Origin of the sequence: Nonomuraea cavernae (assembly GCF_014646355.1) — a bacterium.
GTDB lineage: Bacteria > Actinomycetota > Actinomycetes > Streptosporangiales > Streptosporangiaceae > Nonomuraea > Nonomuraea cavernae.
Window position 1 is genome coordinate 606 of sequence record NZ_BMNH01000039.1, and the last position, 12,712, is coordinate 13,317.

Below are 12,712 nucleotides of genomic sequence, written 5' to 3' on the forward strand. Positions count from 1 at the left end.
CTGCTGAGGAAACGCCGCCGCAAGGAAGCACGTTTCGCCGCCGACACCAACCACACCATCGCCAGACGCATCGTGACCGAGGCTGCACGCACCGGGCGAGGGATCGCCCTGGAGGATCTCCAGGGGATCCGCGACCGGGTACGGCTCCGCAAGCCCCAGCGGGTCACGCTGCATGCGTGGTCGTTTCACCAGCTCGGCCACTTCATCGCCTACAAGGCGGCCCGTGCCGGTGTCGCCGTGGTCTGGGTGGATCCGGCCTACACCTCGCAAGTCTGCTCGGCCTGCGGGCACGTGGCCAAGAAGAACCGGCCCGACCAGGAAACCTTCGCCTGTACGTCGTGCGGCTTCGCTGAGCACGCCGACGTCAACGCAGCCCGCAACATCGCCGCACGCGGTGAGACGGGCTGGGCAGTGAGTCACGCTGCCTGACGCGGACCAAACCGTCGAAACCACCGACGGCCAGGAGCTGCAAGCTCAGTCCCTTCAGGGCTGAGAAGCTGACTAGAGGCCCTGTCGTGTCCCGCGCGAAGCTCATCCGCGCGCTCTAAGCCGGACGCCGCAGGCCGAGAGTCCACCTCTGCTCGCCGACCTCGATCCCGTTCTCCGTCCCCCGCTCCTCCGACTCCAGCTCGAACCCGGCAGCCTCGTAGATGCGCCGGGCGCCGGCCAGGCAGTCGCGGGTCCACAGCGTGATCCGCTCGTAGCCGCGATCGCGGGCGTGGCGCACGCACTCCTCGACGAGCGCGCGCCCGAGACCGAGGCCCCGGGCGGACGGCTCGACGAGCAGCATCCGCAGCCGCGCGGTCGTGTCGTCCTCGTGCACGCAGAACACGCATCCCGCGCGCTCGCCGCCGATCTCGGCGATCCACCCCGCGTCGCGTGCGGGGTCGTAGTCGGCCACGATCCGGGCCACGAGCCGTTCGAACTCCATGCCCCAGCCCCACTCGGCGCTGTAGAGCTCGCCGTGCCGGTGGACCACCCAGCCCAGGTCGCCCGTCCGCGGCGGCCTGATCAGGTACGGCTCGCGCTCCGCCGGCCCGCCGAGCAGCTCCCGGATCGTCGCCATGCAGGCCACCAGTCGCCGCTGCCGCTCGTCGGGCAGCCCGGCCAGCAGCCGCTCGATCTGCTCGCTGGAGCGCGCGTCGAGCCCGTCGAACGTGGCCGCGCCCGCCTCGGTCAGGCTCACCACCTGCTTGCGCGCGTCGGCGGCCGAACGCTCCCGCGAGATCAGGCCGCCGGCCTCGAACCGGCCCAGGATCCTGCTGAGATAGCCCGCGTCGAGGTCGAGCAGGGCGCGCAGCTCGCCGGTCTCCAGCCGGCCGGCGTGCGCGAGCTCGAACAGCACCCGCACCTCGGTCAGCGAATAGGGCGAGTCGAGCATGCCCGCCTGGAGGATGCCCATCACCTTCGTATAGAACCGGTTGAAGGTTCTGACCTCAGAAACCCTTGCTTTTGTCAACGAAGTCATTGCCTCAGTCAAGCATGGAGGAGCCTTCCTGTGAAGTGCCTGTACATCGGCGGCTACGGCCCCGGCATCGAGACGATCGGCGGCGGGCTGACCCGTCTGGCCTCGCCGTCGTTCCTCGCCGCGCATCCCACGCTGCCGGTGCTGTACGCCGTCGGGGAGCTGGAGCAGGGCTGGATCACCGCGCTCACCACCGAAGGCGGCCTCGCACCGCTGGACGAACGCTCCAGCGACGGCCACAGCCCCTGCCATGTCGCCGTGCATCCCTCGGGCACGCTGCTCGCGGTCGCCAACTACGGTGACGGCACGGCCGGCCTGCACCACCTCGGCCCCGGAGGCGCGTTCACCGGGGAGCCGATCACGCTGCGCCACGAGGGGGCGGGCCCGGTGCCCGACCGGCAGGAGGGCGCGCACGCCCACCAGTGCGTCTTCCACGACGACCTCCTGTACGTCAGCGACCTGGGCACCGACGAGATCCGCCGCTACACGCTCGACGGCACGCCGCTGGAGTCGCTGAGACTCGACCCCGGCACCGGCCCGAGGCACCTGGCCTTCGCCGGCTCGCGCCTCTACGTGGTGGGCGAGCTCGACGGCATCGTCACCCTCATCGACGGCGAGAGCAGGCAGGGCACGCCCGCGTCCAGGCGCGAGGTGGTCAACCAGCCCTCGCACCTCGCCGTGGCGAACGGCCTCGTCTATGTGGCCAACCGCGGCCCTGACACGATCTCGGTGCTGCGGGCCGACGACCTCTCACCCGTCGCCGAGGTCCCGTCGGGCGGCGAGTGGCCGCGGCACTTCGCGATCGACGGCGACCGCCTGTACGTGGCCAACCAGCGATCCGACAGCGTCACGGTGTTCGCGCTGGAGGACGGCGTCCCCGAGCCGACCGGCCAGGCGTACGAGGTCAGGAGCCCGTCCTGCGTGCTCCCCGCCTAGCCGGGACACCGGCCCGGCCGGGCGCGCCCGGCCGCCGGGCCCGCGTCGGGCATGACGTACGCACGGGCCCGGCGGGTGCCCGCTCGTCAGGGGCCGGCACGTCTCCGGTAAGGACTTCGCCAAAGGGGAGGGACGTCCGGGGCCCCGCCCCGATCATGGGTGCTCGTGCGCCCTGTCCTCGCCGTCCTCGCCGCCCTCGTCCTGCTGGCCGCCGGTTGCGGCGCCGTCTCCGCGCCCGACGCCCCCGAGCCCGCCTCGGCGTCCGCGCCCGTGGCCGCCTCCGAGCGGGCCGCGCCCACACGCACGCCGCTCGCGGCGCCCGCCGCGAGCGTGCAGTGGCGCATCACCGAGCGCGGCGGGGAGCACGAGATCGAGGGCTACGCCGACCGGGTCAGCGTGCTGCCGGGGGAGAGGTTCCGGCTGCTCGTCTCCACGACCGCGCCGCGCTTCACCGCGTCGGCGTTCCGGATGGGCGCCCGGCCGGCCCTCGTCTGGCGCTCCGCCCGCACCGACGGCGTACGCCAGCCGTCTCCGAAGGTCGTCGAGGGCATGGTCACCGCAGCCCACTGGGAGCCCTCGCTCACCGTCGACACGACCGGCTGGGCCGAGGGCGCCTACCTGGTGCGCCTGGACGCGTCCACGGGCGGTCAGCGCTACGTCCCGATCACCGTGCGCTCGGCCTCGACCGAGGGCCGGGTAGTGATCGTCAACGCGGTCACCACCTGGCAGGCGTACAACCTGTGGGGCGGACGCAGCCTGTACACCGGGCCCGGCGGCTACCACGACCGGTCGCGCAAGGTCACCTTCGACCGTCCGTACGACGGCTCGGGCGCCCGGCTCTTCCTCGACTTCGAGCAGTCCGCCATCCAGCTGGCGGAGCGGAGCGGGGGGCCGCTGGCCTACCTGACGAGCCTGGACCTGCGCCCCGGCGTGCTGCGTGGCGCCCGGGCGGTGGTGTCGCTGGGCCATGACGAGTACTGGTCGCCGCAGATGCGGCAGGCCGTCACCCGGGCCCGTGACCGGGGCGTGAACCTGGCCTTTCTCGGGGCCAACGCCGTCTACTGGCGGATCGGGCTGTACGGCAGGATGATCATGTGTGACAAGGAGACCCAGTGCCCGCTCTGGCGGCAGTCGGAGCCGGAGAGCGGGCTGGTCGGTCAGATGTACGACTGCTTCCCGGCCGAGGCGACCTACCGGGTGAGCAGGCCGGGCCACTGGATCTTCAAGGGGACCAGGGGAAGGAGTTTCCCCGGGCTCGCGGGCGTCGAGACCGACAAGGTGTCGGCCGGCTCGCCAGACGGCGTCCAGGTGCTGGCCGAGTCGCCGGTCGACTGCGGCGGCCGGGCCACCGTCAGCAACAGCACCTACTACGTCGCCCCCAGCGGCGCCGGGGTGTTCGCCTCCGGCACCATGCGCTGGGTGTGCGGCATGAAGGGTGAGGCGTGCGGCCACGGCGTGACGCGGGCCGCCTCCGTCTTCACCCGCCGCGCGACGCTCAACCTGCTGACCAGGTTCGCCAAGGGCCCGGCCGGTCCGGCCTAGGACTGCTTTCCCCCGGCCCGCACGATGGCGTCGAGCAGTCGCACGACCTCCCGCTCGGCCGGCTCCCTGGTCACGCCGAGCCCGGCGAGGGCCGTGACCGCCGGGTCGTCCTCCATCGCGAGGGCGGCGAGCAGCAGGTGCTCGGTGCCCACGTAGTTGTGGCCGAGCCGCAGCGCCTCGCGGACGGTCAGCTCCAGCACCTTCCTGCCCTGTGCGCTGAACGCCGGCACTCCGGACGGCGGGTCGGCGGCGGGGCCGAGCGTGGGCGCCACCGCCTCCCTGACCTCGTCGAGCGTGACGCCGAGCGCCTCGATGGCCTTGGCGGCGAGCGCCTCGGGCTCGTGCAGCAGGCCGAGGACGAGGTGGCCGACGCCGATGTGGTCGTGCCCGGCCCCGCCGGCCTCCTCCTGGGCCCGCACGATGACGTTGCGCGCCCGCGCGGTGAAGCGGCTGTAGGTGTTGAGCTCCTCGGCCAGCGAGGTGCCCTCCCTGGGCACGAACCGCTTCTGCGCGGCCTGCTTGCTGACCCCCATGCTGCGGCCGATGTCGGTCCAGGAGGCCCCGGAGTGCCTGGCCCGGTCGACGAAATGGCCGATCAGGTGGTCGGCCACCTCGCCGAGGTGCTCGCCCAGCGTCACCGCGTCGGACAGCTCGCTCAGGGGATCGCCGTCGGGGTGGCGGCTCTTGATCGCGTTGATCAGGTCGTCAAGACGAACGGTCTGTTCCATGCGTCAACCATAGGTTGACGATATTGAGCCGTCAACCACTCGTTGACGGTCGGGACTCCCGGGCGCTGTCACCCGGACCGCGCCTCCAACCGGTAGTACACCGTGAGGCGGAACGGAGAGTCGCCCGGTCGGCTCAGTCGTGGGTGGACGCCAGCCGGACGGCCGCCCGCCAGCGCCGGTAACCGGCGTCGTCGCGCTCGCCGGGCTCGAACCGGCGGTCGAGTCGCCAGGTCTTGCGCAGCTCGTCGGCCGAGTCCCACACGCCGGCGCCCAGCCCCGCGAGGAACGCGGCGCCCAGCGCGGTGGTCTCCTGGATCATCGGCCGCTCGACCACCGCGCCGAGCTGGTCGGCCTGCAGTTGCATGAGCAGGTCGTTGGCGCTGGCTCCGCCGTCGGCCTTGAGCACCGGGGCCGATCCGCCGGTCATCACCTCGACCACGTCGCGCACCTCGAACGCGATCGCCTCCAGGGTGGCCCGGACCAGGTGGGCCCTGGTCGTGCCGCGGGTGATGCCGGTGATCAGGCCGCGCGCCTCCGGGTCCCAGTGCGGCGCGCCGAGACCGGTCAGCGCCGGGACGAACACCACGCCCCCGCTGTCGGGCACCGTGCGCGCCAGCGCCTCCGACTCGGGGGCGGTGCCGATCAGGCCCAGCCCGTCGCGCAGCCACTGCACGGCCGCGCCGGTGACGAAGATCGACCCCTCCAGCGCGTACGTCAGCTCGCCCGAGGGCGTCTGCCAGGCGACCGTGGTGAGCAGCCCGGCCGCCGACCGGACGATCTCGCCGCCCGTGTTGGTCAGGATGAACGACCCCGTGCCGTACGTGCACTTGACGTCGCCCACCGCGAAGCAGGTCTGCCCGAACAGCGCCGCCTGCTGGTCGCCGGCGACGCCCGAGATCGGCAGGTCGAGCCCGAGGAAGGCGCCGGGGTCGGTGCGGCCGAGCTCGCCGTAGTTGGGCACGATCTCCGGCAGGGCCGCCTCGGGCACCCCGAACAGCTCGCACAGCTCCGGCTCCCAGCCGCCCGAGGCCAGGCCGTACAGCAGGGTGCGGGAGGCGTTGGACGGGTCGGTCACGTGCCGCGCGCCGCCGGTGAGCCGGGCGATGAGGTAGGAGTCGACGGTGCCGATCACCACGTCGCCGCCGGTGACGCCCGCCCACGCGCGCGGATCGTGCTCGGCCAGCCAGGCCAGCTTGGAGGCGGTGAAGTAGGGGTCGAGCCGCAGCCCGGTCAGCTCCGAGACGCGCGGCTCGTGCCCCTGCTCCCGCAGCCGGCCGCAGATGCCCGCGGTGCGCCGGTCCTGCCAGACGATCGCCCGGCGCGGCGCCGCCAGGGTGCGCCGGTCCCACAGCACCGCGGTCTCCCGCTGGTTGGTGATCCCGACACAGACCGGCGCCGAGGTCGCCCCGCGCAGCGCCACGGCGCAGGCGCTCAGCGCGGCCTGCCAGATCTCCTCGGGGTTGTGCTCCACCCAACCCGGCTCTGGGAAATGCTGGGCGAACTCCTGGTAACCCCTTGACTCGATCCGGCCGTCATCGGTCACCACCAGTGCCGTGACCCCCGTCGTGCCCGCGTCTATCGCCAACACGCTCACGGATTCTCCTCCCGGAAGACGTTTCGCTCGGTACGCTCGCATTTGGTCTAGACCAATGCCCGCACAGGCGGGCACAATGCGATTCTGGTAGTGAAGCTCATCGGGAGGAACCCGTCATGCGTATTGGAGTGCTCACCGGGGGTGGCGACTGCCCCGGCCTCAACGCGGTCATCCGGGCCGTGGTCCGCAAGGGAGTGGGCGCCTACGGCCACGAGTTCGTCGGCTTTCGTGACGGCTGGCGTGGTCCCCTCGAAGGCGAGACCATGCCCCTGGACATCCAGGCCGTCCGTGGCATCCTGCCGCGAGGCGGCACGATCCTGGGCTCGTCGCGCACCAACCCCATGAAGATCGAGGGGGGTGTCGACCGGATCAAGGACAACCTGGCGGCGACGGGTGTCGACGCGCTCATCGCCATCGGCGGCGAGGACACCCTCGGAGTGGCCAAGCAGCTCTACGACCGCGACGTCAGGGTCGTCGGCGTGCCCAAGACGATCGACAACGACCTGTCCGGCACCGACTACACCTTCGGTTTCGACACCGCCGTCAACATCGCGACGGAGGCCATCGACCGCCTGCACACCACGGCCGAGTCCCACCACCGGGCCTTGATCTGTGAGGTGATGGGCCGGCACGCGGGCTGGATAGCGCTGCACGCCGGCATGGCGGGCGGCGCCAACGTCATCCTCATCCCGGAGAAGCCGTTCGACATCGACCGCGTCTGCGAGTACGTCGAGTCCCGCTTCCGCACCCGCTACTCGCCGATCCTCGTGGTCGCCGAGGGGGCGCACCCGATCGAGGGGCAGATGGAGCTGCAGGCCGGCGAGCTCGACGCGTTCGGCCACGTGCGGCTCGGCGGCATCGGCGAGGTGCTGGCCAGGGAGATCGAGAAGCGCACCGGCAAGGAGGCCCGCACCACCGTGCTCGGCCACATCCAGCGCGGCGGCACCCCGACCGCGTTCGACCGGGTGCTGGCCACCAGGTTCGGCCTGCAGGCGATCGACGCGGCCCACGAGGGTGACTTCGGGAAGATGGTCGCGCTGCGCGGCACCGACATCGTGCGAGTCGGCCTCGACGAGGCGACGGCCGAGCTCAAGACGGTGCCCGTGTCGCGCTACGAGGAGGCCGAGGTCTTCTTCGGCTGACTGTAAGCGGCTTGCAAGCGGCGGGCCGTACCTTCTGAGTCAGCGGGGTTACCGCTACAACCCCCCCTCAGGGTACGGCTTGCGCCGCGACGAGTCGGCGGCCCACTACGCGTCGCAAGCCGTACCCAGGAGATAGCTCAACCGCGGGGCGTGCCGAAGAGATTCGCCTGCGGCGCGCCCTCGTCGCCTTTCTCCGTCTCCGTACGGGACAGATACTCCTCCTCGCCGCGCAGTTCGCGTTCCGACGGCGACAGCATGACGGCGAGCAGCAGGCCCACGGTGATCAGGCTGATGCCGACGATCAGTGGCAGCAGGAAGTCGATCCCCTTGGACCCGGCCAGCGGGATCGTCGTCTCGTGCACGTCGACCGCCATGGCGAACATGCCGGTGTAGTGCATGCCCGTCACCGCGATGCCCATGATCAACGCCGCGCCGATCCGCTGGACGGCGCCCGTGACGCGGATGGTGAACCAGAGCGCCACGGTCGCGGCGGCGATCGCGATGAGCACGGAGAGCGTGACGATCAGCGGGTCGTAGCTGACGTGGCCGGACATGTTCATCGCGATCATGCCGAGGTAGTGCATGCCGGCCACGCCGACGCCCGTCAGCAGGCCGCCGCCGAGGAGGTAGGCGACGCGCTCGCCGTGGTAGGAGACGAGGAACAGCCCGGTGCCCACGACCACGACCGCGAGGAACGCCGAGGCGGCGGTGAGCGGCACGTCGTAGCGGATCACCGTGCCGCGTACCCCGAAGCCCATCATGGCGATGAAGTGCATCGTCCAGATGCCCGTGCCGCCGAGCGCGACGGCGGCTCCGACGAGCCAGAATGCTCGCTCCCTGCCCTGGACGAGACGGGCCCGCGAAGCCAGCAGCAGCCCGAGCATGGATCCCACGCTGGACATGGCGTAGGAGAGCACGGGCGTGATGAGCCCGTAGGAGAAATGGTCGATCGGTGACATGGGCCCCCCTCAGCAATTAAGGGAGTATGGGCGGTATGTCGCGGGGAGCGCAACTACCTGTGTCGGGATCGTGACCTAGAGGAAGATGGGACTCCAAGGGAGGGAGCGGGATACATGGGTGGTTCCGTGCCCCACTCCTGAACGGGCGCCGGGGCCGCCGGCAGAGGCCGCTGGACGGGCCCGGTGAGGTGCGCCGGCCGCTGGGTGACGAGCCTGCGCCGCTCCAGCCGGGCGTCCAGCTCGGCGTCCTCGTGCAGTTCCTTCGCCGACGGCGCCAGGATGACCATGAGCAGCATGGTCAGCGTGATGAGGGAGATCACGGTCATCAGGGGCACCAGGAAGTCGAGCGCGTCGGCGCCCGGCAGGACTCCCGGCTCCGCGTGGGGGGTGACGACCATCGCGTACATCCCCGTGTAGTGCATCCCGGCCACGGCCACACCCATGACGAGCGCCGCCCCGGTGATCCAGATCGGCTTCCTGACCCGCAGGGTGAACCAGAGCGCGACGGTCGCGGCCACCACGGCGATCGCCACGGAGGCGGCCACGATCCCGCGGTCGTAGGAGACGTGCGCGGACATGTTCATCGCGTACATGCCCAGGTAGTGCATGCTGGCCACGCCCAGGCCGGTGAGCGCGCCGCCGCCGAGCAGGGCGAGCGGCCGGCCCCCGCCGTAGGAGACGAGGAACAGGCCGGTGCCGACGACCACGATGGCCACGACCACGGAGGCGGCGGTCAGCGGCACGTCGTACCTGATCTGGGTGCCCTCGACCGCGAAGCCCATCATGGCGACGAAGTGCATGACCCAGATGCCCGTGCCGCCGATGGAGACGGCCGCGCCGAGCAGCCAGCGCACCCGCGCGCCGCCTCGGGAGGCGTGCGCCTGGGCGGTCAGCCGCAGGCCGAGCATGCACCCCAGGCATGACATCACGTAGGCGAGCACGGGCGTGAGCGGGCCATGGGTGAAGTGATTCACAACCGACATTCGTCAAAGCTTCCTTGCGATAGGGGTCTCCGTGATCTTGCCAGCCGCCCTGTCCGATTCATATGGATATCTCGACTATCTGTCAATTTTCTCTGTCGGGAAGGTGAAAAGTCCCCCAGCATGACAAAGCGAGTGCGGGGGCGGCGGCGGACTAAACTCCATAGGTCGCGCGTTGCTTCTAACGCCCGTATCCCCGTCTTCCCCCGGAGGTTCAGCCATGACGACGATGTCCGCCCTGGGCGAGCCGTGCGTTCTGCTCAAGCTGGGCGAGATCGTCCTCAAGGGCAAGAACCGTGAGCTGTTCGAGCGCCGCCTGATCAGCAACATCCGCGAAGCGCTCCAGGAGCTCGGACTCAAGGTCGACGTCCGCCGCCGCCACGGAGTCGTCGCGATCTTCCTGCCTCTGGGCGCCACCGTCGAGGAGTCCGAGGCCGTGGCCCAGCGGGTCGCCGACGTGCCCGGGCTGGTCTGGATCCACCCCGCCTGGCGGGTCGCCAAGGACCCCGACTCGGTGCTCAAGGCCGGCATCGAGCTCTTCCGCGACCGCGAGGAGGTCAAACGCGGCGCGGCGTTCGCGGTCCGCTCACGCCGCCGTGACAAGCGCTTCCCGATGCGCTCCAACGAGCTCGACCGGTTCGTCGGCGGGGCCATCAACGACGAGTACGGCCTGCCGGTCGACCTGCGCCACCCCGAGCTGACCCTCTCCATCGAGGTCGACCGCGACGAGGTGTTCGTCTTCACCGGGGGCATCCCCGGCCAGGGCGGGCTCCCCGTCGGCAGCAGCGGCCGGGCCCTGGTGCTCATGTCCGGCGGCATCGACTCGCCGGTGGCGGCCTACCGCATGATGCGGCGCGGCCTGCACGTCGACTTCCTGCACTTCTCGGGCATCCCCTTCACCACGTCCGAGTCGATCTACAAGGCCTACGCGCTGGTCAGGAAGCTCGACCGGTTCCAGGGCAGGTCGAGGCTCTGGGTGGTGCCGTTCGGCAAGGCCCAGCAGTCGATCCGCTCCTCGGGCCAGGACCGGCTCGCGGTGATCGCGCAGCGGCGGCTCATGCTCAAGACGGCCGAGGAGGTCGCCCACCGCATCCGCGCCTCGGCGCTGATCACCGGTGACGCGCTCGGCCAGGTCTCCTCGCAGACCCTGACCAACATCACCGCCCAGGACCACGCGGTCGAGCTGCCGATCCTGCGGCCGCTGATCGGCTGGGACAAGACCGAGATCATGGCCGAGGCGCGGCGCCTCGGCACGCTGGAGATCTCCGAGCTGCCCGACGAGGACTGCTGCAGCCTCCTGGCCCCCAAGCGGGCCGAGACCCGCGCCAAGATCGAGGACCTGAAGCAGATCGAGAAGCGGCTCGACGCCGAGGAGCTGGCCGTCCAGCTGGCCGACTCGATCCAGGAGTACACCCTCTGACACCAGGCCCCCTCCACCCGGCGCCGGATGGAGGGGGCGGACGGCCCGCCGTCAGGCGGGCTGCGCCACCGCGGCCGACTTGCCGAGGAGCGCCGGGAGGTCGCGCATGACCCCCGCCAGCTCCTCCAGGTCGCCGTCGATCAGCGCCTGCGGGCCGTCGCACAGCGCCAGCTCGGGCTGCGGATGCACGTCGATGATCACGCCGTCGGCGCCGACCGCGATGGCCGCCCGGGTCAGCGGCAGCACCAGGTCGCGCCGGCCGCCCGAGTGCGACGGGTCGACGATCACCGGCAGGTGCGACAGGCGCTGGGCGACCGGCACCGCCGAGACGTCGAGGGTGTTGCGGGTGGCGGTCTCGAACGTGCGGATGCCCCGCTCGCAGAGCACGATGTCGAGGTTGCCGCGCTGCGCGATGTACTCGGCGGCCATCAGCCACTCCTCGATGGTGGCGTTCATGCCGCGCTTGAGCATGACCGGCCGGCCCGCCGCGCCGACCGCCTGCAGCAGCGCGAAGTTCTGCGCGTTGCGGGTGCCGACCTGGAGCATGTCGGCGTAGGACGCGACCAGCTCCACGTCCTGCGCGTCGACGACCTCGGTGACGATCGGCAGCCCGGTCTCCTCGCGCACGTCGGCCAGGATGCGCAGCCCCCGCTCGCCCAGCCCCTGGAAGGCGTACGGCGACGTGCGCGGCTTGAACGCTCCGCCGCGCAGCAGCGTCGCCCCCGCAGCCCTGGCCATCAGCGCCGCGTCGAGCGTCTGCCCCGGCGTCTCCACCGCGCACGGCCCCGCGATCAGCGTCACGGTGTCGGGACCGATCGGCACCCCGCCCACGTGCACGGTCGAGCGCTCCGGATGGTTCTCGCGGCTCACCAGTTTGTACGGCGTCGACACGCGCATCACGTCGCGCACCCCGCCCATGCCCCGCAGGCCGGCCGCGTCCAGCTGGGTCACGTCACCCACCAGACCCACGATCGTGCGCCGCACGCCCCTGCTCACGAACGCCTCCACGCCGGCCGCCTGGACGACCGTGACGACCGACTCGATGTCGACCTGGGTGGCCTCCGGGCCCATCACGATAACCATCTGCTCTTTCTCCTCCGGAAACGCGAGAAGGCCCCGGGTCCTTAACGGACCCGGGGCCTTCTGTTCGCCTGTCTGCTGGTCAGCGCAGCGTCAGGTGGCGAACGGACTCGGGTCCGTCGCCATACCAAAACTGGAACGCCTTGCGCATAGCGCCCAAGAATAGCGCACCCAACCCGGGCGCGAACCGGGGGCGGTGCGATGGCAGGATGGCTCACGACCACGAGAGCGTGCGATTGGAGTGATCGTGCAGGAGCCGCGCCTGCCCCCAGGCCAGTACGTCCCGCGCGGCCGTCCCGTGATCCACTACGGCAGGGTCCCCCAGTTCAGGCCCGACAGCTGGGACTTCCGCGTCTTCGGTGCCACCGCCTCCGGCGAGGAGCACCGGTTCGCCTGGGACGACTTCGAACGGCTGCCCCGCGCCGACGTGGTGGCCGACTTCCACTGCGTGACCAAGTTCTCGCTCATGGGCGTCGAGTGGCGCGGGGTGAGCCCCGCCACCATCCTCGACCTCGCGCCACCCGACCCGGGTGTCCGGCACGTGATGATCTGGGCAGAGTACGGCTACAGCGCCAACCTCAGGATGTCCGATTTCACCGCACCCGGCACCCTGTTCGCCATGGAGGTCGACGACAAGCCGATCAGCCTCGACCGCGGCTTCCCGCTGCGGATCGTGGTGCCCCACCTCTACGCGTGGAAGAGCGTCAAGTGGGTGCGCGGCATCGAATATCTGCTGGAGGATCGGCGGGGCTTCTGGGAGGAGCGCGGCTACCACAACGTGGCCGACCCGTGGCGCGAGCAGCGTTACTCCTACCAGGAAGAACCCGGCGAGGGCCCTCCGTAGGGTTTCCGCCCGCACACGGTCC

12 protein-coding genes are annotated in these 12,712 nt (G+C 71.0%); 6 read left to right on the forward strand and 6 right to left on the reverse strand.

All coding sequences use genetic code 11. The annotated features are described in order from the left end of the window. Positions 1–429 (forward strand): RNA-guided endonuclease InsQ/TnpB family protein (locus IEY82_RS39640; protein ID WP_229697777.1); only part of this gene is annotated, 429 nt, incomplete at its 5' end. 115 nt (positions 430–544) lie between these two features. Here the strand turns inward: IEY82_RS39640 and IEY82_RS35480 are convergent. Further along, positions 545–1,402 carry a bifunctional helix-turn-helix transcriptional regulator/GNAT family N-acetyltransferase gene (locus IEY82_RS35480; protein WP_225264279.1) on the reverse strand — a complete coding sequence of 286 codons (858 nt, stop codon included), beginning with the start codon at positions 1,400–1,402 and terminating at the stop codon, positions 545–547. 96 nt (positions 1,403–1,498) lie between these two features. On the opposite strand from IEY82_RS35480, the gene IEY82_RS35485 reads away from it, so the two are divergent. Then, positions 1,499–2,401 carry a lactonase family protein gene (locus tag IEY82_RS35485; RefSeq protein WP_189128668.1) on the forward strand — a complete coding sequence of 301 codons (903 nt, stop codon included), beginning with the start codon at positions 1,499–1,501 and terminating at the stop codon, positions 2,399–2,401. 165 nt (positions 2,402–2,566) lie between these two features. Beyond that, positions 2,567–3,943, forward strand: a complete 1,377-nt coding sequence (locus IEY82_RS35490) for a N,N-dimethylformamidase beta subunit family domain-containing protein (protein ID WP_189128669.1) — start codon at positions 2,567–2,569, stop codon at positions 3,941–3,943. Here IEY82_RS35490 and IEY82_RS35495 read toward each other — a convergent pair. Together IEY82_RS35495 and IEY82_RS35500 are read right to left on the reverse strand one after the other, a co-directional pair. Next, on the reverse strand, positions 3,940–4,671 hold the full coding sequence (locus IEY82_RS35495) for a Clp protease N-terminal domain-containing protein (RefSeq protein ID WP_189128670.1): 732 nt from the start codon (positions 4,669–4,671) through the stop codon (positions 3,940–3,942). The two genes, IEY82_RS35490 and IEY82_RS35495, sit on opposite strands and share 4 nt — an antisense overlap. Positions 4,672–4,804: 133 nt before the next feature. Continuing rightward, positions 4,805–6,265, reverse strand: coding sequence for an FGGY family carbohydrate kinase (locus tag IEY82_RS35500; RefSeq protein ID WP_189128671.1), 1,461 nt, complete (start codon positions 6,263–6,265; stop codon positions 4,805–4,807). A 116-nt stretch (positions 6,266–6,381) separates the two neighbouring features. Here IEY82_RS35500 and IEY82_RS35505 point away from each other — a divergent pair, with 116 nt between their 5' ends. Beyond that, entirely contained in the window at positions 6,382–7,407 is a 1,026-nt protein-coding gene (locus IEY82_RS35505) for a 6-phosphofructokinase (protein ID WP_189128672.1), read from the forward strand. A gap of 137 nt (positions 7,408–7,544) precedes the next feature. Here the strand turns inward: IEY82_RS35505 and IEY82_RS35510 are convergent, their stop codons facing one another. After that, positions 7,545–8,366, reverse strand: a complete 822-nt coding sequence (locus IEY82_RS35510) for an MHYT domain-containing protein (RefSeq protein ID WP_189128673.1) — start codon at positions 8,364–8,366, stop codon at positions 7,545–7,547. Positions 8,367–8,419: 53 nt separating this feature from the next. After that, positions 8,420–9,349 carry an MHYT domain-containing protein gene (locus tag IEY82_RS35515; RefSeq protein ID WP_189128674.1) on the reverse strand — a complete coding sequence of 310 codons (930 nt, stop codon included), beginning with the start codon at positions 9,347–9,349 and terminating at the stop codon, positions 8,420–8,422. A gap of 217 nt (positions 9,350–9,566) precedes the next feature. Here IEY82_RS35515 and thiI point away from each other — a divergent pair, with 217 nt between their 5' ends. After that, a complete protein-coding gene (gene thiI / locus IEY82_RS35520) occupies positions 9,567–10,766 on the forward strand; it encodes a tRNA uracil 4-sulfurtransferase ThiI (RefSeq protein ID WP_189128675.1) in 1,200 nt (399 codons plus the stop codon). Positions 10,767–10,817: 51 nt separating this feature from the next. Here thiI and aroF read toward each other — a convergent pair whose 3' ends face one another. Beyond that, complete coding sequence (gene aroF, locus IEY82_RS35525) at positions 10,818–11,849, reverse strand: 3-deoxy-7-phosphoheptulonate synthase (protein ID WP_189128676.1); 1,032 nt, start codon at positions 11,847–11,849, stop codon at positions 10,818–10,820. Positions 11,850–12,093: 244 nt separating this feature from the next. Between aroF and IEY82_RS35530 the strand changes: the two genes are divergently transcribed. Next, positions 12,094–12,690 (forward strand): molybdopterin-dependent oxidoreductase, encoded by a 597-nt coding sequence (locus tag IEY82_RS35530; RefSeq protein WP_225264281.1) that lies wholly within the window; start codon positions 12,094–12,096, stop codon positions 12,688–12,690. Positions 12,691–12,712: the final 22 nt, after the last annotated feature.